Raw genomic sequence first — 21,123 nt, 5'->3', positions numbered from 1 at the left:
GGCCCAGGTAGGGAACCCGCTTGCGGCGATTTCGGCTTTTTGCACCACCGGGTGTGACGGGCCACAAGCTGACGAGCCCGTGCGCCCCGGCGCCCGAGGACAAACTGAAACGGTATCAGACGGGGTACGAACCGCATGCCAACGATCCAACAGCTGATCCGCAAACCGCGGCAGCCGAAAGTTAAGCGCTCCAAGTCGATGCACCTGGAAGGCAGCCCGCAGAAGCGGGGCGTCTGCACGCGCGTCTACACCACCACACCCAAGAAGCCGAACTCGGCCATGCGGAAAGTCGCCAAGGTGCGTCTGACCAACGGCTACGAGGTCATCAGCTACATCCCCGGTGAAAGCCACAACCTTCAGGAGCACTCCGTTGTCCTGATCCGTGGCGGCCGTGTGAAAGATCTTCCCGGCGTCCGCTATCACATCCTTCGCGGTGTGCTCGATACGCAGGGCGTCAAAGACCGTAAGCAGCGCCGTTCGAAGTACGGCGCCAAGCGTCCCAAATAAGGAGAGGCAGAGATGTCACGACGTCATCGCGCCGAAAAACGCGAAGTTCTGCCCGACGCCAAGTATGGCGACACGGTGCTGACCAAGTTCATGAACAACCTGATGTTCGACGGCAAGAAATCCGTCGCTGAAAGCATCGTCTACGGCGCGCTGACCCGCGTTGAGGACCGGCTCAAGAAAGAGCCGATCGAGGTGTTCCACGAAGCTCTCGACAACATCAAGCCGTCGGTTGAGGTTCGCTCCCGCCGGGTTGGTGGCGCCACCTACCAGGTGCCCGTCGAAGTGCGCCCCGAGCGCCGTGAAGCGCTTGCGATCCGTTGGCTGATCAAGGCCAGCCGCGCCCGCAACGAGAACACGATGGAAGAGCGCCTTGCAGGCGAGCTGATGGACGCAGTTCAGTCCCGAGGTTCCGCCGTGAAGAAGCGCGAAGACACGCACAAGATGGCCGACGCGAACAAAGCGTTCAGCCATTACCGCTGGTAATCCGGCAGAGGACAGACACCCATGGCACGCGAATATCCCCTCGACCGCTATCGTAACTTCGGCATCATGGCTCACATCGATGCCGGCAAGACGACGATGACCGAGCGCATCCTGTTCTACACCGGCAAGAACCACAAGATGGGCGAGACCCACGAGGGTGCGTCGACCATGGACTGGATGGAACAGGAAGCCGAGCGGGGGATCACGATCACCTCGGCGGCGACCACGACCTTCTGGCAGCGTCAGGTCGATCCGACTGCCGATGGGACGTCGGACACCAAGACCCGTTTCAACATCATCGACACCCCGGGCCACGTCGACTTCACCATCGAAGTCGAGCGGTCGCTGGCGGTTCTGGACGGCGCGGTTGCGCTGCTCGACGGCAACGCCGGTGTCGAGCCGCAGACCGAAACGGTGTGGCGTCAGGCTGACCGCTACAAGGTTCCGCGCCTGGTGTTCGTCAACAAAATGGACAAGATCGGCGCCGACTTCTTCAACTGCGTGAAGATGGTCAAGGACCGCACCGGCGGCACCCCGCTGCCGATCGCCCTGCCGATCGGTTCCGAGGACCAGCTCGAAGGCATCATCGACCTGATCACCATGGAAGAGTGGGTCTGGATCGGTGAAGACCTCGGCGCCTCCTGGGAGCGTCGGCCGATCCGTGAAGAGCTGAAGGACTTGGCCGAAGAGTGGCGCGGCAACATGATCGAACTTGCCGTAGACATGGACGACGACGCCATGGAAGCCTACCTGGAAGGTCAGGAGCCCGACGAGGCGACCCTGCGCAAGCTGATCCGCAAGGGCACGCTGTCGCTGTCGTTCTTTCCGATGCTGGCTGGCTCCGCGTTCAAGAACAAGGGCGTGCAGCCCCTGCTCAACGCCGTGGTGGACTTCCTGCCCGGGCCGAAAGACGTGCCGACCCTCATGGGCTTCTCGCCCGATGATGAGGAAGAAGTGCGTAACATCGCCCGCCCCGCAGACGACGCAGAGCCGTTCTCGGCGCTGGCGTTCAAGATCATGAACGACCCGTTCGTCGGCTCGCTGACCTTCACCCGGATCTACTCCGGGATGATCAAGAAGGGCGACCAGCTGCTGAACTCGACCAAGGGCAAGCGCGAGCGCGTTGGCCGGATGATGATCATGCACGCCATCGAACGCCAGGAAATCGAAGAGGCGTTCGCAGGCGACATTATCGCGCTGGCCGGTCTGAAGGACACCACGACAGGCGACACCTTGTGTGATCCGCAGAAGACCGTGGTTCTGGAAACGATGACCTTCCCCGATCCCGTGATCGAGATTGCGGTCGAGCCGAAGACCAAGAACGACCAGGAGAAGATGTCCCAGGGTCTGGCCCGTCTGGCCGCGGAAGACCCCTCTTTCCGGGTGGAGACCGACCTCGAGTCCGGTCAGACCATCATGAAGGGCATGGGCGAACTTCATCTCGACATCCTGGTCGATCGTCTGAAGCGCGAGTTCAAGGTCGAAGCCAACATCGGTGCGCCCCAGGTTGCCTACCGCGAGACCATCGGTCACGAAGTTGAGCACACCTACACCCACAAGAAACAGTCGGGTGGTTCGGGTCAGTTCGCCGAGGTGAAGCTGATCATCACCCCGACCGAAGCGGGCGAAGGCTACTCCTTCGAGAGCCGCATCGTCGGTGGGTCCGTGCCCAAGGAATACATCCCGGGCGTGGAAAAGGGCATCAAGTCGGTGATGGACTCCGGTCCGCTGGCTGGCTTCCCGGTGATCGACTTCAAGGTCGCGCTGGTGGACGGCAAGTTCCACGACGTCGACTCCTCGGTCCTGGCGTTCGAGATCGCTGCTCGTATGTGCATGCGCGAAGGCCTGAAGAAGGCCGGTGCGAAGCTGCTGGAACCCGTGATGAAGGTGGAAGTGATCACGCCGGAAGAGTACACCGGCAGCATCATCGGCGACCTCACCTCCCGTCGCGGGCAGGTGCAGGGGCAGGATACCCGTGGCAACGCGATCGCGATCGATTGCTTCGTTCCGCTGGCGAACATGTTCGGCTACATCAACAACCTGCGCTCCATGAGCTCGGGCCGGGCGAACTTCACCATGCAGTTCGACCACTACGAGCCGGTCCCGCAGAACATCTCGGAAGAGATCCAGTCGAAGTACGCGTAAAGGCGCGGTGCGTGAAATCACGCACCCCACGGGGTGCGACGGAACATGGGAGGCGTGTGCGCACGCTCCCTCTCGAAATTGACAGGAGGCCATCATGGCAAAAGCAAAGTTTGAGCGTAACAAGCCGCACGTGAACATCGGCACGATCGGCCACGTTGACCACGGCAAGACGACGCTGACGGCGGCGATCACGAAGCAGTTCGGCGACTTCAAGGCGTACGACGAGATCGACGGCGCGCCGGAGGAGAAGGCTCGCGGGATCACCATCTCGACGGCGCACGTGGAGTACGAGACGGAAGCGCGTCACTACGCGCACGTCGACTGCCCCGGCCACGCGGACTACGTGAAGAACATGATCACCGGTGCCGCGCAGATGGACGGCGCGATCCTGGTGGTGAACGCCGCTGACGGCCCGATGCCGCAGACGCGCGAGCACATCCTGCTGGGCCGCCAGGTGGGTATCCCCGCCATGGTCGTGTTCCTGAACAAGGTCGACCAGGTGGACGACGAGGAACTGCTCGAGCTGGTGGAAATGGAAGTTCGCGAGCTTCTGAACGAATACGACTACCCGGGCGACGACATTCCGATCATCGCCGGCTCGGCCCTGGCCGCGCTGGAAGACCGCGATCCGGAAATCGGCGCGAACAAGATCGCCGAACTGATGGCCGCTGTTGACGCGTACATCCCGCAGCCCGAGCGTGCCGTGGACCAGCCGTTCCTGATGCCGATCGAGGACGTGTTCTCGATTTCGGGTCGCGGTACCGTTGTGACCGGTCGTATCGAGCGTGGCGTGATCAACGTCGGCGACGAGATCGAGATCGTGGGCATCAAGGACACCAAGAAGACGACCTGCACGGGCGTCGAGATGTTCCGCAAGCTGCTGGACCGCGGTGAAGCCGGTGACAACGTCGGCGTTCTGCTGCGCGGCATCGACCGTGACGGCGTTGAGCGTGGTCAGGTTCTGTGCAAGCCGAAGTCGGTGATGCCGCACACGAAGTTCGAAGCCGAGGTCTACATCCTGACCAAGGACGAAGGTGGCCGTCACACGCCGTTCTTCGCGAACTACCGTCCGCAGTTCTACTTCCGCACGACGGATGTGACCGGGACCGTTGAGCTGCCCGAGGGCACGGAAATGGTGATGCCGGGCGACAACCTGAAGTTCAACGTCGAGCTGATCGCGCCGATCGCGATGGAAGACAAACTGCGCTTCGCGATCCGCGAAGGCGGCCGGACCGTGGGTTCGGGCGTCGTTTCCAAGATCATCGAGTAAGCGGGACAACCAGGCCGGGGGCACATGCCCCCGTGCCAGGCCAAAAGGGCATCGAGACATGCAAAGCCAAAACATAAGAATCCGGCTGAAGGCCTTCGATTTCCGGGTGCTGGACGCCAGCACTGCGGAAATCGTGTCGACGGCCAAGCGGACCGGCGCGCGTGTGCGCGGCCCGATCCCGCTGCCGAACAAGATCGAGAAGTATACCGTTCTTCGCGGCCCGCACGTGGACAAGAAGAGCCGGGAACAGTTCGAGATCCGGACGCACAAGCGTCTGCTGGATATTGTCGATCCGACCCCCCAGACGGTGGACGCGCTCATGAAGCTCGACCTCGCCGCTGGTGTGGATGTCGAGATCAAACTCTAAGGGGGCGTGGAACAGATGCGTTCTGGAGTAATAGCAAAGAAACTGGGCATGACCCGGTTGTTCATGGAAGACGGCCGGCAGGTTCCTGTCACCGTCCTGCACATGGACGGCCTTCAGGTCGTCGCACAGCGTACCGGAGAGAAGGACGGCTACTCGGCTGTTCAGCTCGGGGTGGGCGCCGCCCGTGCAAAGAACACCAGCCAGCCGATGCGTGGCCATTTCGCCGCCGCGAAAGTCGAGCCCAAGCGCAAGCTGGCCGAGTTCCGCGTTTCGGCTGAAAACCTGATCGACGTGGGCGAAGAGATCACGGCTGACCACTACTTCGCGGGTCAGTTCGTCGATATCGCCGGCACCACGATCGGTAAGGGTTTTGCCGGTGCGATGAAGCGGCACAACTTCGGGGGCCTCCGGGCATCCCACGGTGTGTCGATCTCGCATCGTTCGCACGGCTCCACCGGGCAGTGCCAGGATCCGGGCCGGGTGTTCAAGGGCAAGAAGATGGCCGGTCACATGGGCTCTGTCCGTGTCACCACGCAGAACCTGCAGGTCGTCAAGACCGACAGCGAGCGTGGCCTGATCATGGTCAAGGGCGCGGTTCCCGGTTCCAAGGGTTCCTGGGTGCTGGTCAAGGATGCGGTGAAGAAGCCGTTCCCTGAGAATGCGATCCTGCCCGCCGCCCTGAAGTCCGCCGCCGAAGCCGCCAAGCGCGCTGCCGAGGAAGCCGCCGCCGCTGCTGCTGCCGAGGAAGAGGCCGCCGCAAAGGCCGCTGCCGAGCAGGCCGCAGCCGAGGAAGCAGCCGCACTCGCGGAAGCCGAAGCACAGATCGAGGCCGAGAAGTCCGCAGAAGCCGACAATGCCGCTGCTACGGATGCTCCGGAAGGGGGCGAGGAAAAATGAAGACCGATGTAATCAACCTTGATGCCGGTAAAGCCGGGTCCATCGACCTCTCTGACGAGGTCTTTGGGCTTGAGCCGCGCGCGGACATCCTGCACCGTGTTGTGCGCTGGCAGCTTGCCCGCAAGCAGCAGGGTACGCACAAGGTGAAGACCCGCTCGGAAACGAGCTACTCCACCAAGAAGATCTATCGCCAGAAGGGCACCGGCGGCGCACGCCACGGGTCCCGCAACGCGCCGATCTTCCGCAAGGGTGGTGTCTACAAGGGTCCGACCCCGCGCAGCCACGAGCATGACCTTACCAAGAAGTTCCGCGCCCTCGGGCTGCGCCATGCGCTGAGCGCGAAGGCAACTGCGGGCCAGCTGGTCATCCTGGAAAATGCCGACGTGGCCGAGGGCAAGACCAAGCTGCTTGCCAAGGCCATGAAGGACATGGGCTGGAAGAAGGCACTGGTCATCGACGGGCCGGAGGTGAACGCCAACTTCGTTCGCGCCGCCCAGAACCTGGAGGGAATCGACGTGCTGCCCAGCCATGGCGCGAACGTCTATGACATCCTGCGCCGCAACACGCTGGTCATCACCAAGGCTGGCGTCGAAGCACTGGAGGCTCGTCTGAAATGACCGACAAGGCAGCTCTTTACGACGTGATCCGCAAGCCGATCATCACCGAGAAGGCCACCATGGCCTCCGAGGCGAATGCGGTTGTTTTCGAAGTCGCCATTGACTCGACGAAGCCGATCATAAAAGAAGCCATCGAAACGCTGTTCGGCGTCAAGGTGAAGGCGGTCAACACCACCATCACCAAAGGCAAGGTCAAGCGCTTTCGTGGCAAGCCTGGTGTCCGCAAGGACGTCAAGAAGGCCTATGTGACGCTCGAAGAGGGTAACACCATCGACGTGACGACGGGTCTCTGACCACCGACTACGGGGTGCGTGTTTGCACGCGCCCCTTTAACGACTTGGTACGTGGCGACACGCACCGCTGAGAAGAACCGGTGCGTGAAAGCGCACCCTGAAAGCAAACGGAAGACAGCAAGATGGCATTGAAGTCGTACAAGCCGACAACGCCAGGCCAGCGCGGGCTGGTTCTGATCGACCGTTCGGAGCTTTGGAAAGGCCGCCCTGTCAAAGCCCTCACCGAGGGTTTGAGCAAGAAAGCGGGCCGGAACAACACCGGACGGATCACCATGCGCCGCCGCGGCGGTGGCGCAAAGCGCCTGTACCGGATCGTGGATTTCCGGCGCAACAAGATGGACATCCCCGCAACGGTCGAGCGGATCGAGTACGATCCCAACCGGACCGCGTTCATCGCCCTGATCCGCTATGAAGACGGCGAGCAGGCCTACATCCTGGCGCCGCAGCGCCTTGCCGTGGGCGACAGCATCATCTCGTCCGCCAAGGCTGACGTGAAGCCCGGCAACGCGATGCCGTTCCTCGGCATGCCGATCGGGACGATCATCCACAACATCGAGCTGAAAGCGGGCAAGGGCGGTCAGATCGCACGTGCCGCCGGTACCTACGCCCAGTTCGTCGGCCGGGACGGGGGCTATGCCCAGATCCGTCTCAGCTCGGGCGAGCTGCGCATGGTCCGCCAGGAGTGCATGGCCACCGTTGGCGCCGTGTCGAACCCGGATCACTCGAACCAGAACCTCGGTAAAGCGGGCCGCAACCGTCACAAGGGCATCCGCCCGTCGGTACGTGGTGTCGTGATGAACCCGATCGATCACCCGCACGGCGGCGGCGAAGGCCGCACCTCGGGCGGTCGTCACCCGGTTTCGCCCTGGGGCAAGCCGACCAAGGGTGCACGGACTCGGACCAACAAGACGACCGACAAGTTCATCATCCGTTCCCGCCACGCGAAGAAGAAGGGCCGCTAAGACATGGCACGTTCTGTATGGAAAGGTCCGTTCGTCGATAGCTACGTCCTGAAAAAGGCGGAGAAGTCGCGCGAGTCTGGCCGCAAAGAAGTGATCAAGATCTGGTCCCGTCGTTCCACCATCCTGCCCCAGTTCGTGGGTCTGACGTTTGGTGTCTACAACGGTCACAAGCACATCCCGGTGAGCGTCACCGAGGATATGATCGGCCAGAAGTTCGGTGAGTATTCCCCGACACGTACGTATTACGGCCATGCGGCCGACAAAAAAGCGAAGCGGAGGTAAGCCCGATGGGTAAAGAGAAAAACCCCCGCCGCGTGGCGGAGAACGAGGCGATGGCCGTCAGCCGCATGCTGCGTACCTCGCCCCAGAAGCTGAACCTGGTAGCGGCGATGATCCGTGGCAAGCCGGTCGACAAGGCGCTGAACGATCTGACCTTCTCCAAGAAACGGATCGCGGAGGACGTGAAGAAAACCCTTCAGTCCGCCATCGCCAACGCCGAGAACAACCACAACCTGGATGTGGATGAGCTGGTCGTGGTCGAAGCCTATGTCGGCAAGAACCTGGTCATGAAGCGCGGGCGTCCCCGGGCTCGTGGTCGGTTCGGCAAGATCCTGAAGCCGTTCAGCCAGGTCACCATCAAGGTGCGCCAGATCGAGGAGCAAGCCTAATGGGCCACAAAGTAAACCCCATCGGCCTGCGCCTGCAGGTCAACCGCACCTGGGACAGCCGCTGGTATGCCGACCGCAAGGAATACGGCGACCTGCTGCACGAAGATCTCGCCATCCGCGCATACATCAAGAAGAACTGCGCGCAGGCCGGTATCTCCCGGGTGATCATCGAGCGTCCGCACAAGAAGTGCCGCGTCACGATCCACGCTGCCCGTCCCGGTGTCATCATCGGCAAGAAGGGCGCGGATATCGAAGCGCTGCGCAAGAAGCTGAGCGAGTTCACGAAGTCCGAGCTGCACCTCAACATCGTCGAGGTCCGCAAGCCCGAGATCGACGCCGCCCTGGTGGCAGAGAACATCGGTCAGCAGCTTGAGCGCCGGGTGAGCTTCCGTCGCGCGATGAAGCGTGCGGTGCAGAACGCCATGCGCATGGGCGCCCTCGGGATCCGTGTGAACCTGGCCGGCCGTCTCGGCGGGGCGGAGATCGCCCGTACCGAGTGGTACCGTGAGGGCCGTGTGCCCCTGCACACCCTGCGTGCGGACATCGACTACGCGCATTACGAGGCGCTGACCGCTTACGGGATCATCGGCATCAAGGTCTGGATCTTCAAGGGCGAGATCATGGAGCATGATCCGCAAGCCCGCGATCGTCGCCAGTCGGAACTTCAGGAAGGTGGGGGTGGCCGTCCGCAGCGCCGCTGAGGACAGCCCCTACCCCGAGAGGAATAAGTCATGCTTTCACCAAAGCGTACGAAATACCGCAAGCAGTTCAAGGGCCGCATCAAGGGTGACGCGAAGGGCGGTTTCGACCTGAACTTCGGCACCTTCGGCCTGAAGGCGACCGAGCCGGAGCGTGTCACCGCGCGCCAGATCGAAGCCGCACGTCGTGCCATGACCCGTCACATGAAGCGTCAGGGCCGTGTCTGGATCCGCATCTTCCCCGATGTACCCGTGTCCAAGAAGCCCACGGAAGTCCGGATGGGTAAAGGTAAGGGTTCCGTCGAATACTGGGCAGCCAAGGTCAAGCCGGGCCGCGTGATGTTCGAAATCGACGGTGTGCCGCTCGACGTCGCCCAGGAAGCCCTGCGCCTGGCCGCGATGAAGCTGCCCGTGAAGTGCCGCTTCGTTCAGCGCGAAGACTGGTAAGTTCGGTGGGTTTCTGACCCACCCCACGAATTGGGCCCCTGCCGAGCGATCGGCGGGGGCTTTTCCGTTTCAGGGCCCGGCGTCGGGGCGGGAAGGGGGATCCTTCGCAGCCCGCGGTACGGTGGCGCGCCCCGGGCAGAGCCTCATGGGCCGGGATTCTTGTCGCCCCGGGTACGACCCCCTTGCCAACCTCGGGAAAACCCCCTATACGCGCGTCTTCACCAGACCTCCACCGGATCAAAGGTGACCCCTCGGGGGGCCGACCGGTGATGTTGAAAAAGGACTTGGCACATGAACGCCAGCGAACTGCGGGACAAGACCCCCGAAGAGCTTCGTACGGAGCTTGAAAACCTGAAGAAGGAGGCATTCAACCTTCGCTTTCAGGCGGCCACCGGCCAGATGGAAAACACCTCGCGCATGCGCGTCGTCCGCCGTGACGCCGCCCGCGTGAAGACGATTCTCAACGAGAAAGCGGCAGCTGCCGCCCAGGAGGCGTAAGATGCCCAAACGTATCCTTTCGGGCACCGTAACGTCGGACGCCAACGCACAGACCGTCACCGTTTCCGTGGAGCGTCGTTTCACGCACCCGGTTCTGAAAAAGACGATCCGTAAATCGAAAAAGTACCGTGCGCATGACGCGAACGAGACTTTCAAGGTTGGGGACTCCGTGCGCATTCAGGAATGCGCGCCCGTTTCCAAGAACAAACGCTGGGAGGTTATCGCCGAATAAGCGGTAACCAACCGGTTAAACGAAACCGCGGGGATGAGCCCCGCAGGTCGGGAGAAACCAAATGATCCAGATGCAGACCAATCTGGATGTTGCTGACAACTCCGGCGCTCGCCGGGTTCAGTGCATCAAGGTCCTGGGCGGTTCCAAACGCAAGTACGCCTCCGTGGGCGACATCATCGTGGTGTCGGTCAAGGAGGCTATTCCGCGTGGTCGTGTGAAGAAGGGTGACGTCCGCAAGGCCGTCGTCGTGCGCACCGCCAAGGAAGTCCGCCGCGAAGATGGCACCGCCATCCGCTTCGACCGCAACGCCGCCGTCATCCTGAACAACGCGGGGGAGCCGGTCGGCACCCGTATCTTCGGACCGGTCGTGCGTGAGTTGCGGGCGAAGAGCTTCATGAAAATCATCTCGCTTGCTCCGGAGGTGCTGTAATGGCTGCCAAACTCCGCAAGGGTGACAAGGTCATCGTGCTGGCCGGCAAGGACAAGGGCCGCCAGGGTGAGATCACCCAGGTTCTGCCCAAAGTCGGCAAGGCCGTCGTCGATGGCGTGAACGTCGCCATTCGCCACACCAAGCAGTCCCAGGCATCCCAGGGCGGTCGTATCCCGACCCCGATGCCGATCCAGCTGAGCAACCTGGCCCTGATCGACCCGAAAGAGGGCGGCCCGACCCGTGTTGGCTTCAAGATGGAAGGCGACAAGAAGGTTCGCTATGCGAAGAAATCGGGGGAAGTGATCGATGCTTGATTCCGCAACCTACACTCCCCGCCTGAAAGCGCTCTATGATGAGACCATCAAGGCGGCGCTGAAGGAAGAGTTTAGCTACAAGAACGACATGCAGATCCCCCGGCTCGACAAGATCGTGCTGAACATGGGTATCGGCGAGGCCGTGGCTGACTCCAAGAAGATCAAGTCGGCCCATGACGACCTGATGGCCATTGCCGGCCAGAAGCCCGTCATCACCAAGGCCAAGAAGTCGATCGCAGGCTTCAAGGTTCGTGAAGAGATGCCGCTGGGCGTGAAAGTCACGCTGCGCGGCGCTCGGATGTACGAATTCCTTGATCGTCTGACCACCATCGCCATGCCCCGCGTCCGCGACTTCCGCGGCGTGAGCAGCAAAAGCTTTGATGGGCGCGGCAACTACGCCATGGGTCTGAAGGAGCACATCGTGTTCCCCGAGATCAACTATGACCAGGTCGATGAGGTCTGGGGCATGGATATCGTGATCTGTACCTCCGCGAAAACCGACGCGGAAGCTAAGGCATTGTTGGCCAAGTTCAACATGCCCTTCACGTCGTAAGCGGAAAGGAGAGAAGCACATGGCGAAAGTCAGTATGATCGAGCGTCAGAAAAAGCGCGAAAAGCTGGTGGCGAAATACGCCGCCAAGCGCGCTGCTCTGAAAGAGATCGCCAAGAATGAAGACCTCCCGATGGAAGAGCGTTTCAAGGCGCGTCTGGCCCTGGCCAAACTGCCGCGCAACTCCTCGGCGACCCGTCTGAACAACCGCTGCATGGTTACGGGGCGCCCGCGTTCCTACTACCGGAAGCTGAAGATGTCCCGTATCGCGCTGCGCGATCTCGCCTCCAATGGCCAGATCCCCGGCATGGTCAAATCTAGCTGGTAAGGAGGGATTTGCGATGTCTGTAAACGACCCTATCGGCGATATGCTGACCCGGATCCGCAACTCTCAGATGCGGGGCAAGTCCACCGTGCGCACGCCGGCCTCCAAGGTCCGCGCGTGGGTGCTGGATGTGCTCCTCGAAGAGGGCTACATTCGCGGCTATGAGAAGAAGACTTCCGCTGCCGGTCACCCGGAGCTGGAGATCAGCCTGAAGTACTACGACGGTGAGCCCGTGATCCGCGAACTGCGTCGCGTGTCCAAGCCCGGCCGTCGTGTATATTCCGGCGTCAAGGAAATCCCGCAGGTCCGTCAGGGCCTGGGTGTGGCGATCGTCTCCACGCCCAAGGGCATCATGTCCGATGCACAAGCCCGCGCTGCCAATGTTGGCGGCGAGGTCCTGTGCACGATCTTCTGAGGGGGCTGACACATGTCTCGTATTGGTAAGAAACCGGTCGAGCTGCCCGGAGGCGTCACCGCCACCGTGTCGGGCCAGTCGATCGAAGTTAAGGGGCCCAAGGGCACCCGCAGCTTTACGGCCACGGATGACGTGACCGTAAAGGTTGAAGACAACGCCGTCACAGTGACCCCACGTGGCACGTCCAAGCGGGCGCGCCAGCAGTGGGGTACGTCGCGGACCCAGGTTCAGAACCTGGTGACCGGCGTGACCACCGGCTTTAAGAAAGAGCTCGAGATCAACGGTGTTGGTTACCGTGCGGCTGTTCAGGGCAAGGTCCTGAAGCTCAGCCTCGGGTATTCGCACGATGTCGAGTTCGAGATCCCGGACACCGTGACCATCGTCGCACCCAAGCCGACGGAGATCACGATCGAGGGTATCGATCAGCAGGTCGTCGGGCAGGTCGCAGCGAACATTCGCGAGTGGCGCGCGCCGGAGCCCTACAAGGGCAAGGGCATCAAGTACAAAGACGAGTTCATCTTCCGCAAGGAAGGGAAGAAGAAGTAAGGGCGCAACGATATGGCAAACTCTAAACGAGATCTGTTCCGTTCGCGCCGTATGCGCGTCCGGTCCAAACTGCGGAAGATGGCTGATGGCCGTCCCCGTCTGAGCGTTCACCGCTCGTCGAAGAACATCTCCGTTCAGGTGATCGACGATGCCCAGGGCAAGACCCTGGCATCGGCCTCCACCCTGGAGAAGGACTTCGGCCTGGTGGGCAAGAACAACATCGAAGCCGCGGCCAAGATCGGTTCCGCGATTGCCGAGCGTGCGAAAGCCGCGGGCGTCGAGGCCGTTTATTTCGATCGTGGCGGATTCCTCTTTCACGGGAAGGTCAAGGCGCTTGCCGACGCCGCCCGTGAAGGCGGCCTGAAGTTTTAAGGAGCGACTGTTATGGCAAGAGACGACAATCGCCGGGACCGTCGTAACCGCGACGAAACCCCGGAATTCGCCGACCGCCTGGTCGCGATCAACCGGGTCTCCAAGACCGTGAAGGGGGGTAAGCGCTTCGGCTTTGCTGCTCTCGTGGTTGTTGGCGACCAGAAGGGCCGCGTCGGCTTCGGCAAGGGCAAGGCCAAGGAAGTGCCCGAGGCGATCCGCAAGGCGACCGAGGCAGCCAAGCGCGGTATGATTCGCGTTCCCCTGCGTGAGGGTCGCACGCTGCACCACGACATGCAGGGCCGTCACGGCGCCGGCAAGGTGGTGATGCGCAGCGCACCCGCAGGTACCGGCGTGATCGCCGGTGGTCCCTGCCGCGCGGTGTTCGAGATGCTGGGCGTTCAGGACGTGGTCGCGAAGTCGACCGGGTCCCAGAACCCCTACAACATGATCCGCGCCACCATCGATGGTCTGAAGAAGGAAGCCAGCCCCCGTCACGTCGCAGCGCGCCGTGGCAAGAAGGTGGCCGACATCCTGCCCAAGACCGACGCTGCACCGGCCGCGGCCGAAGCAGAAACCGCGGAGGCTTGAGCATGGCAAAAACCATCGTCGTGAAGCAGGTCGGTTCTCCGATCCGCCGCCCGGCCGAACAGCGCCGTACGCTGATCGGTCTTGGCCTGAACAAGATGCACAAGACGCGTGAACTTGAAGACACGCCCGCCGTGCGCGGCATGGTCAACAAGATCCCGCATCTGGTCCAGATCATCGAAGAGCGCGGCTGAACCGCCCCGCCTTCGGATCCATGAAACGCCCCGCCCTGTGCGGGGCGTTTTCGTTTGCGGCCCCTGGCGTCTGCTGCCCTGTAGCGGGCAAATGCGGGGGCAGGGGGGCCATTAGCGCCCTGTGGGCTTGCACCCCGCGCGACATCCCGTTATACGCCGCCGGTGGCCTGACCGCAGGCCGCTTATCAGCAACGCCGTGGCTGCCCTGTTTGACGCTCATTGGGCATGTCCGGCCAAAGGAGAAGCGTCATGAAACTCAATGAACTGCGCGACAACCCAGGTGCGGCCCGCAAGAAGAAGCGGATCGCCCGCGGCCCCGGTTCGGGCAAGGGTAAGACTGCTGGCCGTGGTATCAAGGGTCAGAAGTCCCGTTCGGGCGTGTCGATCAACGCCTTCGAGGGTGGCCAGATGCCGCTCTACCAGCGTCTTCCCAAGCGTGGCTTTACCAAGCCGAACGCGAAGAAGTACGCGGTGATCAACGTCGGCCTGCTGCAGAAGTTCGTCGATGCCGGCACGCTGGATGCGAAAGCCGACATCACCGAGGACCTGCTGGTCGAAGCCGGGATCGTGCGCCGCAAGCTGGACGGTGTCCGTCTGCTCGCCAAGGGTGAGATCAGCGCCAAGCTGAAACTGACCGTGACCGGCGCCTCGAAAGCCGCGATTGACGCGGTCGAGAAAGCCGGCGGCAGCGTGACCCTCGCAAGCCCGGCAGCCGAAGCGGCGGCCGAGTAAGGATTAGGGTTGTGGGCCCTCGGCCCACACCATACATCCCTTAGTGCGTAATATACCGCGCCGCCGACCGGGAACACGGTCTGGCGGCGCCGTCATGGGAGGCAAGCTACATGGCATCGGCAGCGGAACAGATGGCCGCGAACCTCAGCTGGGGGTCCTTCGGCAAGGCCAAGGAACTTCAGTCGCGGATCCTTTTCGCGCTCGGACTCTTGATCGTCTATCGGGTGGGCACCTACATCCCCGTTCCCGGTATCGATACCATCGAGCTTCAGCAGTTCTTCGAGCAGGCCCAGGGCGGCATCGGGGGCATCCTGAACATGTTCACCGGGGGTGCGGTCAGCCGCATGGCGATCTTTGCCCTGGGGATCATGCCCTACATCTCGGCCTCGATCATCGTGCAGCTCATGACCGCGATGGTCCCTTCGCTTGAAAAGCTTAAGAAGGAAGGCGAGTCGGGCCGCAAGAAGATCAACCAGTGGACCCGTTACGGGACGGTCTTCCTCGCCACGTTCCAGGCCTATGGAATCGCCATCGGGCTGGAGGGGCAGGGCCTTGTTCTCGATCCGGGCTGGTTCTTCCGTGCCTCCTGCGTGATCACGCTTGTCGGCGGCACCATGTTCCTGCTGTGGCTGGGTGAGCAGATCACCGCGCGCGGCATCGGCAACGGCGTTTCGCTGATCATCTTCGTGGGCATCATCGCCGAACTTCCCGCCGCGCTGGCGCAGTTCTTCAGCCAGGGTCGGTCCGGCGCGCTGAGCCCGGCGGTCATCATCGGCATCATGCTGATGGTCGTCGTCACGATCACCTTCATCGTCTTCGTCGAACGTGCCTTGCGCAAGATCCACATCCAGTACCCGCGCCGCCAGGTCGGGCAGAAGATGTACGGCGGGGAATCCTCCAACCTGCCGATCAAGCTGAACCCGGCCGGGGTGATTCCGCCGATCTTCGCCTCTTCGCTGCTGCTGCTGCCGACGACGATCACCACCTTCTCAGGCGCTGGCGCGACCGGCGTGATGGGCTGGGTCGCCGCCTATTTCGGACGCGGCCAACCGCTGTACCTGCTGACCTTCGTCGCGCTGATCGTCTTCTTCAGCTACTTCTACACGGCCAACGTGTCCTTCAAGTCCGAGGACGTGGCAGACAACCTGAAGAAGCAGGGCGGCTTCGTTCCGGGTATCCGCCCGGGGCCGCGCACGGTGGACTACCTCGACTACGTGGTCAGCCGGATCCTCGTCATCGGGTCGGCCTACCTTGCGGCGGTTTGTCTTCTTCCCGAGATTCTGATTTCGCAGCTTTCGATTCCGTTCTACTTTGGGGGCACCTCGCTTCTGATCGTGGTTTCCGTGACCATGGACACGATCACACAGGTTCAGTCGCACATGCTGGCGCACCAGTATGAAGGGCTGATCGAGAAGTCAAAATTGCGGGGCAAGGGACGAAAGAAGAGCCGTAGATGAATATTATTCTGTTAGGTCCGCCTGGGGCCGGTAAAGGCACCCAGGCCCATAAGCTTGTTGCCGAAAAGGGCATGGTTCAACTCAGCACTGGCGACATGCTGCGCGCGGCGCGCTCCTCGGGGACGTCGATTGGCAACCAGGTGGCCGAGATCATGGACAGCGGCTCGCTCGTGACGGATGAGATCGTGATCGGTCTGATCGAGGAACAACTCGACGCCGGTGTCGGCAGCAATGGCATCATCTTCGATGGCTTCCCGCGCACCCTGGCCCAGGCCGATGCGTTGGGCGCGTTGCTGAAGGCCAAGGGCAAGCGCCTGGACGCCGTGATCGAGATGCGGATCGCCAATGACGAGGAACTGGTGCAGCGCGTCTCCGGGCGGTTCACCTGCGGCAACTGCGGCGCGGTCTATCACGACCAGACGAAGCCGACGAAGGTCGAGGGCACCTGCGACCAGTGCGGTGGCACCGAGTTCAAGCGCCGCCCCGATGACAATGCGGAAACGATGCGCACGCGTCTGCTGGCCTACTACAAGGACACCTCTCCGCTGATCGGCTACTACTACGCCGAGGGCAAGCTGCAGACCATCGACGGCCTCGGAGAGATCGACGACGTCGCCGCACGGGTTTCCGGCGCGCTGGCGGCTGCTGACGCCTGACCACGCGCACCCCCTGGGGCAGGGGTTCTGCCGCTGCCAGAGGGGCGTAAGGCGGTATTTGTCGCATTTGCGGCATGAGGGGACTCGCATTCGGATCGGCACACCCTATCTTAGGGATGTACAACGAGGATGATGACAGATGTTCGCTTCAGAAATCGTAATTCCCGGCATCCTACTGGCCCTTGGCGGTCTGGGTGTCTGGGCGTCCCTCAAGCATACTGCGGCTCAGCTTGAGCAAATGCGTGTCCCGGTCCGCATCCGGGGCGACCGGATCAGCGATAAATAGACGATCCGACGCGATTGACGCATGTGCGGGGTTGACACGCCCTGCATCATTCATAAATTGCACACTTCTCATAAAGAGCGAGTCGCATGACCCCCTCTCATGAGGTCCCGAGCCCATCGGCATGTCAGCGGATGGGCTTTCGTTGTGAAAAAAGGTTCTGGCGCTACGGAACCGCGACTGAAACGGAGACGACATTTGGCTCGTATTGCAGGGGTAAACATCCCCACAAACAAGCGCGTTCACATCGCGCTGACATATATTCATGGCATCGGTGACACCTCTGCCAAGCAGATCTGCGAAGCGGTCGGCGTTGACCTGACTCGCCGCGTGAACGAACTTTCCGACGCTGAAGTGCTGAAAGTGCGTGAGTACATCGACGCGAACCTGATGGTCGAAGGCGACCTTCGCCGTGAGAAGTCGATGAACATCAAGCGTCTGATGGACCTTGGCTGCTACCGCGGTCTGCGTCATCGTCGCGGCCTGCCGGTGCGGGGTCAGCGGACCCACACCAACGCTCGTACCCGCAAGGGCCCCGCAAAAGCCATTGCTGGCAAGAAGAAATAAGGGGCAACTGATATGGCACGTGATACCAAGCTGCGCGCGAAGAAGAAGGTCAAGAAGAACATCTCGGCCGGCGTCGCGCATGTGAACGCATCGTTCAACAACACCAAGATCCTGATCGCCGATGTGCAGGGCAACGCCATTTCCTGGTCGTCCGCCGGCACCATGGGGTTCAAGGGGTCGCGGAAATCCACGCCCTATGCCGCTCAGATGGCTGCGGAAGACGCAGGCAAGAAGGCACAGGAGCACGGGATGCGCACCCTCGAGGTTGAGGTTCAGGGCCCCGGCTCGGGCCGCGAAAGCGCGCTGCGCGCTCTCGGCGCTGTAGGGTTCACCATCACGGCGATCCGTGACGTGACCCCGATCGCGCACAACGGCTGCCGTCCGCCCAAGCGCCGCCGCGTTTAAGGCAAGATACGACCGGGGGTCAGCGGGGCAGAGGTGCCCCCGCTGACCGTTCCCGTTTCCAAGACGACCCTCGAGCGCATCTGCCCCCGGATCGGAGCGGACTGCAAGAATGGAGGCCCCAATGATCCATAAGAATTGGCAAGAATTGATTCGTCCCACCCAGCTTGAGATCAAGCCCGGTGCAGACGCCCAGCGTATGGCCACCGCTATCGCCGAACCGCTTGAGCGGGGCTTCGGCCTGACGCTCGGCAACGCCCTGCGCCGCGTGCTGTTGAGCTCGCTTCAGGGGGCCGCGATCACCTCCGTCCAGATCGACAACGTGCTGCATGAGTTCAGCTCTGTCGACGGTGTGCGTGAGGACGTGACCGACATCGTCCTGAACCTGAAGGGCGTCAGCCTGAAGATGGACGTCGAAGGCCCCAAGCGCCTGTCGATCAACAAGCAGGGCCCAGGCCTCGTCACTGCCGGCGACATCGCCGAAACCGCGGGGATCGAGATCCTGAACAAGGACCACACCATCTGTCACCTCGACGATGGTGCGAGTCTGTACATGGAACTGACCGTGGAAACCGGGAAGGGCTATGTCGCGGCCGACAAGAACCGCCCCGAGGATGCCCCGATCGGCATGATCTCGGTCGATGCGCTGTTCAGCCCGGTGAAGAAGGTCAGCTACAAGGTCGAGCCCACCCGTGAGGGTCAGGTGCTGGATTATGACAAGCTGACGCTGACCATCGAAACCGACGGTTCCGTAAGCCCCGAGGATGCGATCGCCTACGGCGCGCGGATTCTGCAGGACCAGCTTGGCGTGTTCGTCAACTTCGACGAGCCGGAAGCCGCCGGCCGCGCCGAGGAAGAGGACGACCTGGAGTTCAACCCGCTGCTGCTGAAGAAGGTGGATGAGCTGGAGCTTTCGGTACGTTCCGCGAACTGCCTGAAGAACGACAACATCGTCTACATCGGCGACCTGATCCAGAAAACCGAAGCCGAGATGCTGCGCACCCCGAACTTCGGCCGCAAGTCCCTGAACGAGATCAAGGAAGTGCTGACCGGCATGGGCCTGCACCTCGGCATGGACATTGTCGATTGGCCGCCCGACAACATCGAAGATCTGGCCAAGAAGTTCGAAGACCAGTTCTGACGTAGCGGTGCGCAGCAAATGCGCACCTCGCATCACGATCCCGCAGGGTGCGCAGCAGTTGCGCACCTTGCATGACGAGCCCGGGCAATCCCGCCCCAAGGAGTGCAGGACCCACGCAGGCCTGCCGGACAAAGTATAAAGCACTGTAGGAGAAGACAAAATGCGTCACGGACACGGTTACCGCAAACTCAACCGCACCCATGAACACCGCAAGGCGATGTTCTCGAACATGGCATGCAGCCTGATCGAGCATGAGCAGATCAAGACGACGCTGCCCAAAGCCAAGGAAATGAAGCGGATCATCGACAAGCTGATCACGCTCGGCAAGCGCGGCGACCTGCATTCCCGCCGCCTGGCCGCCGCCCAGCTGAAGCAGGATGCCGCCGTCGCCAAGCTGCTTGACGTGCTCGGCCCGCGCTACAAGGAGCGTCAGGGTGGCTATTGCCGCGTGCTGAAGGCCGGCTTCCGCTATGGCGACATGGCCCCGATGGCGATCATCGAACTGGTCGACCGCGACCACGACGCCAAGGGTGCCGCCGACAAGGCGCGCGTCGCCGAGGAAGAGGCGTTGGCGGAAGACTGATTTCCGTCCGACTGCTTGCAGACCCGCGAAAGCCGCGCCCCACGGGGTTGCGGCTTTTTGCTTTGCGGGCCCGGCGCTGCGCGGACACGGCCTTTGTCCTTCGCCTGCGGCGCTGATACCCTGCTCCCGCGCCATGCCCCCGGAGGTGCCCCATGCCGCCAGACCTGTTCGACCAACCCGCCACCGGCGCGCCCGCCGCAAGCAAGGGCGGGCCGCGTCCCCTTGCCGACCAGCTGCGCCCCGCGTCGCTGTCTGACGTCATCGGGCAGGACCACCTGCTCGGCCCCGAAGGCAGCCTTCGCGCGATGCTCGACGCGGGGACCTTGCCGTCGCTGATCCTCTGGGGCCCGCCGGGGGTGGGCAAGACCACCATCGCGCAGTTGCTGTCCGCGGAAACCGATCTGGCCTTCGTGCAGATCAGCGCGATCTTCACCGGCGTGCCGGATCTGCGCAAGGTGTTCGACGCCGCCCGCCTGCGCCATGAGCAGGGCCGCGGCACGCTGTTGTTCGTGGACGAGATCCACCGCTTCAACAAGGCCCAGCAGGACGGCTTCCTGCCCCACATGGAGCGGGGCACCATCGTCTTGGTCGGCGCCACGACCGAGAACCCCAGCTTCGAATTGAACCGAGCCCTCCTGAGCCGCGCGCAGGTGCTTGTTCTGAACCGGCTCGAGCACCGCGACCTTGAGCGCATCCTCAGCCGCGCGGAGACCGCCCTCGGCCGCGCCCTGCCCCTGACGGGGGAGGCGCGCGACATGCTGGTCATCATGGCCGACGGCGACGGTCGCGCGTTGCTGAACCTGATCGAGCAGGTGCACGGCTGGCAGGCCAAGGACAAGCTGGACCCTGACGCCGTGGCGAAACGGCTGAACCGGACCGCGCCGAAATACGACAAGTCGGGCGATGCGCATTACAACCTGATCTCGGCGCTGCACAAATCGGTGCGGGGCTCGGACCCGGACGCCGCGCTCTATTGGTTCGCCCGGATGCTGGACGGGGGCGAAGACCCGCGTTTCCTGGCCCGCCGCCTGACCCGTATGGCGGTGGAGGATATCGGCCTTGCCGATCCCGAAGCCCAGGTCCAGTGCCTGAGTGCGTGGCAAACCTATGAGCGGCTCGGCTCGCCGGAAGGCGAACTGGCCCTGGCGGGCGCCGTCGTCTACATGGCGCTGGCGCCGAAATCCAACGCTCTTTATCGCGCGTACAAGGATGCGCGGCGCTTCGCGGCGAACACCGGTTCAGCGAACCCGCCCAAGCATATCCTGAACGCGCCAACGTCGTTGATGAAAGAGGAGGGATATGGCAAGGGTTATCAATACGATCACGATAGTGAAGAAGGGTTCTCAGGTCAGGAATATTTCCCGGAGGAAACCGGGCGAAAGGTATTTTACACCCCGAAGCAGCGCGGGTTCGAGCGCGAACTGAAGAAGCGTATCGATTACTTTACCGAGATTCGGGCGAAGATGAGTCGTTGATCGAAATTCATT

32 protein-coding genes are annotated in these 21,123 nt (G+C 62.3%); all 32 read left to right on the top strand.

Annotation, left to right across the window (positions count from 1 at the left end):
• Window positions 1-135 precede the first annotated feature (135 nt).
• The 32 genes from rpsL to DJ029_RS07575 all read left to right on the top strand — a co-directional run bounded on the left by rpsL (window position 136) and on the right by DJ029_RS07575 (window position 21,111).
• Entirely contained in the window at window positions 136-507 is a 372-nt protein-coding gene (gene rpsL / locus DJ029_RS07730) for a 30S ribosomal protein S12 (RefSeq protein ID WP_112321770.1), read from the top strand.
• A gap of 12 nt (window positions 508-519) precedes the next feature.
• Entirely contained in the window at window positions 520-990 is a 471-nt protein-coding gene (gene rpsG, locus DJ029_RS07725) for a 30S ribosomal protein S7 (protein WP_112321769.1), read from the top strand.
• Between the two features lie 21 nt (window positions 991-1,011).
• On the top strand, window positions 1,012-3,135 hold the full coding sequence (gene fusA, locus DJ029_RS07720; RefSeq protein ID WP_112321768.1) for an elongation factor G: 2,124 nt from the start codon (window positions 1,012-1,014) through the stop codon (window positions 3,133-3,135).
• Window positions 3,136-3,229: 94 nt separating this feature from the next.
• Window positions 3,230-4,405, top strand: coding sequence for an elongation factor Tu (tuf, locus tag DJ029_RS07715; RefSeq protein WP_112321767.1), 1,176 nt, complete (start codon window positions 3,230-3,232; stop codon window positions 4,403-4,405).
• 58 nt (window positions 4,406-4,463) lie between these two features.
• Entirely contained in the window at window positions 4,464-4,772 is a 309-nt protein-coding gene (gene rpsJ / locus DJ029_RS07710; protein WP_112321766.1) for a 30S ribosomal protein S10, read from the top strand.
• A gap of 15 nt (window positions 4,773-4,787) precedes the next feature.
• Window positions 4,788-5,669: a 50S ribosomal protein L3 gene (gene rplC, locus DJ029_RS07705; RefSeq protein ID WP_112321765.1), complete on the top strand. Its 882-nt coding sequence runs from the start codon at window positions 4,788-4,790 to the stop codon at window positions 5,667-5,669.
• A complete protein-coding gene (rplD, locus tag DJ029_RS07700; RefSeq protein WP_112321764.1) occupies window positions 5,666-6,286 on the top strand; it encodes a 50S ribosomal protein L4 in 621 nt (206 codons plus the stop codon). The genes rplC and rplD overlap by 4 nt, the downstream gene beginning before the upstream one ends.
• On the top strand, window positions 6,283-6,579 hold the full coding sequence (locus DJ029_RS07695; RefSeq protein WP_112321763.1) for a 50S ribosomal protein L23: 297 nt from the start codon (window positions 6,283-6,285) through the stop codon (window positions 6,577-6,579). Before rplD ends, DJ029_RS07695 begins: the two co-directional genes overlap by 4 nt.
• Window positions 6,580-6,701: 122 nt before the next feature.
• Window positions 6,702-7,541 carry a 50S ribosomal protein L2 gene (gene rplB, locus DJ029_RS07690; protein WP_112321762.1) on the top strand — a complete coding sequence of 280 codons (840 nt, stop codon included), beginning with the start codon at window positions 6,702-6,704 and terminating at the stop codon, window positions 7,539-7,541.
• A 3-nt stretch (window positions 7,542-7,544) separates the two neighbouring features.
• Window positions 7,545-7,823: a 30S ribosomal protein S19 gene (gene rpsS / locus DJ029_RS07685; RefSeq protein WP_112321761.1), complete on the top strand. Its 279-nt coding sequence runs from the start codon at window positions 7,545-7,547 to the stop codon at window positions 7,821-7,823.
• Window positions 7,824-7,828: 5 nt separating this feature from the next.
• Window positions 7,829-8,209, top strand: a complete 381-nt coding sequence (rplV, locus tag DJ029_RS07680; RefSeq protein WP_112321760.1) for a 50S ribosomal protein L22 — start codon at window positions 7,829-7,831, stop codon at window positions 8,207-8,209.
• A complete protein-coding gene (rpsC, locus tag DJ029_RS07675) occupies window positions 8,209-8,910 on the top strand; it encodes a 30S ribosomal protein S3 (protein WP_112321759.1) in 702 nt (233 codons plus the stop codon). Before rplV ends, rpsC begins: the two co-directional genes overlap by 1 nt.
• 30 nt (window positions 8,911-8,940) lie before the next feature.
• On the top strand, window positions 8,941-9,354 hold the full coding sequence (gene rplP, locus DJ029_RS07670; RefSeq protein ID WP_112321758.1) for a 50S ribosomal protein L16: 414 nt from the start codon (window positions 8,941-8,943) through the stop codon (window positions 9,352-9,354).
• A 291-nt stretch (window positions 9,355-9,645) separates the two neighbouring features.
• The gene (gene rpmC, locus DJ029_RS07665; RefSeq protein ID WP_112321757.1) at window positions 9,646-9,852 is read left to right on the top strand and encodes a 50S ribosomal protein L29; all 207 of its coding nucleotides are present in this window, start codon (window positions 9,646-9,648) and stop codon (window positions 9,850-9,852) included.
• A 1-nt stretch (window position 9,853) separates the two neighbouring features.
• Window positions 9,854-10,084: a 30S ribosomal protein S17 gene (rpsQ, locus tag DJ029_RS07660; RefSeq protein WP_112321756.1), complete on the top strand. Its 231-nt coding sequence runs from the start codon at window positions 9,854-9,856 to the stop codon at window positions 10,082-10,084.
• A 61-nt stretch (window positions 10,085-10,145) separates the two neighbouring features.
• The gene (gene rplN / locus DJ029_RS07655; RefSeq protein WP_112321755.1) at window positions 10,146-10,514 is read left to right on the top strand and encodes a 50S ribosomal protein L14; all 369 of its coding nucleotides are present in this window, start codon (window positions 10,146-10,148) and stop codon (window positions 10,512-10,514) included.
• The gene (rplX, locus tag DJ029_RS07650; RefSeq protein ID WP_112321754.1) at window positions 10,514-10,828 is read left to right on the top strand and encodes a 50S ribosomal protein L24; all 315 of its coding nucleotides are present in this window, start codon (window positions 10,514-10,516) and stop codon (window positions 10,826-10,828) included. Before rplN ends, rplX begins: the two co-directional genes overlap by 1 nt.
• Window positions 10,821-11,381: a 50S ribosomal protein L5 gene (gene rplE / locus DJ029_RS07645; protein ID WP_112321753.1), complete on the top strand. Its 561-nt coding sequence runs from the start codon at window positions 10,821-10,823 to the stop codon at window positions 11,379-11,381. The genes rplX and rplE overlap by 8 nt, the downstream gene beginning before the upstream one ends.
• 19 nt (window positions 11,382-11,400) lie before the next feature.
• On the top strand, window positions 11,401-11,706 hold the full coding sequence (gene rpsN, locus DJ029_RS07640; protein ID WP_112321752.1) for a 30S ribosomal protein S14: 306 nt from the start codon (window positions 11,401-11,403) through the stop codon (window positions 11,704-11,706).
• 13 nt (window positions 11,707-11,719) lie between these two features.
• Window positions 11,720-12,118, top strand: coding sequence for a 30S ribosomal protein S8 (gene rpsH / locus DJ029_RS07635; RefSeq protein WP_112321751.1), 399 nt, complete (start codon window positions 11,720-11,722; stop codon window positions 12,116-12,118).
• Between the two features lie 12 nt (window positions 12,119-12,130).
• Window positions 12,131-12,664: a 50S ribosomal protein L6 gene (gene rplF / locus DJ029_RS07630; RefSeq protein WP_112321750.1), complete on the top strand. Its 534-nt coding sequence runs from the start codon at window positions 12,131-12,133 to the stop codon at window positions 12,662-12,664.
• A 12-nt stretch (window positions 12,665-12,676) separates the two neighbouring features.
• Window positions 12,677-13,036, top strand: a complete 360-nt coding sequence (gene rplR / locus DJ029_RS07625; protein ID WP_112321749.1) for a 50S ribosomal protein L18 — start codon at window positions 12,677-12,679, stop codon at window positions 13,034-13,036.
• Between the two features lie 12 nt (window positions 13,037-13,048).
• Window positions 13,049-13,624, top strand: a complete 576-nt coding sequence (rpsE, locus tag DJ029_RS07620) for a 30S ribosomal protein S5 (protein WP_112321748.1) — start codon at window positions 13,049-13,051, stop codon at window positions 13,622-13,624.
• A 2-nt stretch (window positions 13,625-13,626) separates the two neighbouring features.
• The gene (gene rpmD, locus DJ029_RS07615) at window positions 13,627-13,815 is read left to right on the top strand and encodes a 50S ribosomal protein L30 (RefSeq protein ID WP_112321747.1); all 189 of its coding nucleotides are present in this window, start codon (window positions 13,627-13,629) and stop codon (window positions 13,813-13,815) included.
• Between the two features lie 249 nt (window positions 13,816-14,064).
• On the top strand, window positions 14,065-14,547 hold the full coding sequence (gene rplO / locus DJ029_RS07610) for a 50S ribosomal protein L15 (RefSeq protein WP_112321746.1): 483 nt from the start codon (window positions 14,065-14,067) through the stop codon (window positions 14,545-14,547).
• Between the two features lie 110 nt (window positions 14,548-14,657).
• Complete coding sequence (gene secY / locus DJ029_RS07605) at window positions 14,658-16,004, top strand: preprotein translocase subunit SecY (RefSeq protein WP_112321745.1); 1,347 nt, start codon at window positions 14,658-14,660, stop codon at window positions 16,002-16,004.
• Entirely contained in the window at window positions 16,001-16,660 is a 660-nt protein-coding gene (locus tag DJ029_RS07600; RefSeq protein ID WP_112321744.1) for an adenylate kinase, read from the top strand. The genes secY and DJ029_RS07600 overlap by 4 nt, the downstream gene beginning before the upstream one ends.
• A 481-nt stretch (window positions 16,661-17,141) precedes the next feature.
• A complete protein-coding gene (rpsM, locus tag DJ029_RS07595; protein WP_112321743.1) occupies window positions 17,142-17,510 on the top strand; it encodes a 30S ribosomal protein S13 in 369 nt (122 codons plus the stop codon).
• Window positions 17,511-17,522: 12 nt separating this feature from the next.
• Window positions 17,523-17,915, top strand: coding sequence for a 30S ribosomal protein S11 (gene rpsK / locus DJ029_RS07590; protein WP_112321742.1), 393 nt, complete (start codon window positions 17,523-17,525; stop codon window positions 17,913-17,915).
• 121 nt (window positions 17,916-18,036) lie between these two features.
• Window positions 18,037-19,053 carry a DNA-directed RNA polymerase subunit alpha gene (locus tag DJ029_RS07585; protein WP_112321741.1) on the top strand — a complete coding sequence of 339 codons (1,017 nt, stop codon included), beginning with the start codon at window positions 18,037-18,039 and terminating at the stop codon, window positions 19,051-19,053.
• 160 nt (window positions 19,054-19,213) lie between these two features.
• Complete coding sequence (rplQ, locus tag DJ029_RS07580; protein ID WP_112321740.1) at window positions 19,214-19,636, top strand: 50S ribosomal protein L17; 423 nt, start codon at window positions 19,214-19,216, stop codon at window positions 19,634-19,636.
• A 152-nt stretch (window positions 19,637-19,788) separates the two neighbouring features.
• Window positions 19,789-21,111 carry a replication-associated recombination protein A gene (locus DJ029_RS07575; protein ID WP_112321739.1) on the top strand — a complete coding sequence of 441 codons (1,323 nt, stop codon included), beginning with the start codon at window positions 19,789-19,791 and terminating at the stop codon, window positions 21,109-21,111.
• Window positions 21,112-21,123: the final 12 nt, after the last annotated feature.

The sequence above is a fragment of the Oceanibium sediminis genome (assembly GCF_003265325.1).
Lineage (GTDB): Bacteria > Pseudomonadota > Alphaproteobacteria > Rhodobacterales > Rhodobacteraceae > Halovulum > Halovulum sediminis.
Note: the sequence above shows the minus strand (reverse complement) of the source record. Positions and strands in the feature narration are given on the sequence as shown.

Excerpts from the sequence above, each read along its gene's own strand:
- rplB (WP_112321762.1), top strand. The coding sequence starts at position 6,702 with ATGGCATTGAAGTCGTACAAGCCGACAACGCCAGGCCAGCGCGGGCTG.
- rplR (WP_112321749.1), top strand. The coding sequence starts at position 12,677 with ATGGCAAACTCTAAACGAGATCTGTTCCGTTCGCGCCGTATGCGCGTC.
- rpsQ (WP_112321756.1), top strand. The coding sequence starts at position 9,854 with ATGCCCAAACGTATCCTTTCGGGCACCGTAACGTCGGACGCCAACGCA.
- rpsS (WP_112321761.1), top strand. The coding sequence starts at position 7,545 with ATGGCACGTTCTGTATGGAAAGGTCCGTTCGTCGATAGCTACGTCCTG.
- DJ029_RS07575 (WP_112321739.1), top strand. The coding sequence starts at position 19,789 with ATGCCGCCAGACCTGTTCGACCAACCCGCCACCGGCGCGCCCGCCGCA.
- fusA (WP_112321768.1), top strand. The coding sequence starts at position 1,012 with ATGGCACGCGAATATCCCCTCGACCGCTATCGTAACTTCGGCATCATG.
- rpsN (WP_112321752.1), top strand. The coding sequence starts at position 11,401 with ATGGCGAAAGTCAGTATGATCGAGCGTCAGAAAAAGCGCGAAAAGCTG.
- rplE (WP_112321753.1), top strand. The coding sequence starts at position 10,821 with ATGCTTGATTCCGCAACCTACACTCCCCGCCTGAAAGCGCTCTATGAT.
- rpsK (WP_112321742.1), top strand. The coding sequence starts at position 17,523 with ATGGCACGTGATACCAAGCTGCGCGCGAAGAAGAAGGTCAAGAAGAAC.
- rplO (WP_112321746.1), top strand. The coding sequence starts at position 14,065 with ATGAAACTCAATGAACTGCGCGACAACCCAGGTGCGGCCCGCAAGAAG.
- rpsC (WP_112321759.1), top strand. The coding sequence starts at position 8,209 with ATGGGCCACAAAGTAAACCCCATCGGCCTGCGCCTGCAGGTCAACCGC.
- rpmC (WP_112321757.1), top strand. The coding sequence starts at position 9,646 with ATGAACGCCAGCGAACTGCGGGACAAGACCCCCGAAGAGCTTCGTACG.
- rpmD (WP_112321747.1), top strand. The coding sequence starts at position 13,627 with ATGGCAAAAACCATCGTCGTGAAGCAGGTCGGTTCTCCGATCCGCCGC.
- DJ029_RS07585 (WP_112321741.1), top strand. The coding sequence starts at position 18,037 with ATGATCCATAAGAATTGGCAAGAATTGATTCGTCCCACCCAGCTTGAG.
- DJ029_RS07695 (WP_112321763.1), top strand. The coding sequence starts at position 6,283 with ATGACCGACAAGGCAGCTCTTTACGACGTGATCCGCAAGCCGATCATC.
- rpsL (WP_112321770.1), top strand. The coding sequence starts at position 136 with ATGCCAACGATCCAACAGCTGATCCGCAAACCGCGGCAGCCGAAAGTT.
- rpsE (WP_112321748.1), top strand. The coding sequence starts at position 13,049 with ATGGCAAGAGACGACAATCGCCGGGACCGTCGTAACCGCGACGAAACC.
- rplC (WP_112321765.1), top strand. The coding sequence starts at position 4,788 with ATGCGTTCTGGAGTAATAGCAAAGAAACTGGGCATGACCCGGTTGTTC.
- rpsH (WP_112321751.1), top strand. The coding sequence starts at position 11,720 with ATGTCTGTAAACGACCCTATCGGCGATATGCTGACCCGGATCCGCAAC.
- rplQ (WP_112321740.1), top strand. The coding sequence starts at position 19,214 with ATGCGTCACGGACACGGTTACCGCAAACTCAACCGCACCCATGAACAC.
- rpsG (WP_112321769.1), top strand. The coding sequence starts at position 520 with ATGTCACGACGTCATCGCGCCGAAAAACGCGAAGTTCTGCCCGACGCC.
- tuf (WP_112321767.1), top strand. The coding sequence starts at position 3,230 with ATGGCAAAAGCAAAGTTTGAGCGTAACAAGCCGCACGTGAACATCGGC.
- rpsJ (WP_112321766.1), top strand. The coding sequence starts at position 4,464 with ATGCAAAGCCAAAACATAAGAATCCGGCTGAAGGCCTTCGATTTCCGG.
- rplN (WP_112321755.1), top strand. The coding sequence starts at position 10,146 with ATGATCCAGATGCAGACCAATCTGGATGTTGCTGACAACTCCGGCGCT.
- rplV (WP_112321760.1), top strand. The coding sequence starts at position 7,829 with ATGGGTAAAGAGAAAAACCCCCGCCGCGTGGCGGAGAACGAGGCGATG.
- DJ029_RS07600 (WP_112321744.1), top strand. The coding sequence starts at position 16,001 with ATGAATATTATTCTGTTAGGTCCGCCTGGGGCCGGTAAAGGCACCCAG.
- rplP (WP_112321758.1), top strand. The coding sequence starts at position 8,941 with ATGCTTTCACCAAAGCGTACGAAATACCGCAAGCAGTTCAAGGGCCGC.
- secY (WP_112321745.1), top strand. The coding sequence starts at position 14,658 with ATGGCATCGGCAGCGGAACAGATGGCCGCGAACCTCAGCTGGGGGTCC.
- rplX (WP_112321754.1), top strand. The coding sequence starts at position 10,514 with ATGGCTGCCAAACTCCGCAAGGGTGACAAGGTCATCGTGCTGGCCGGC.
- rplD (WP_112321764.1), top strand. The coding sequence starts at position 5,666 with ATGAAGACCGATGTAATCAACCTTGATGCCGGTAAAGCCGGGTCCATC.
- rplF (WP_112321750.1), top strand. The coding sequence starts at position 12,131 with ATGTCTCGTATTGGTAAGAAACCGGTCGAGCTGCCCGGAGGCGTCACC.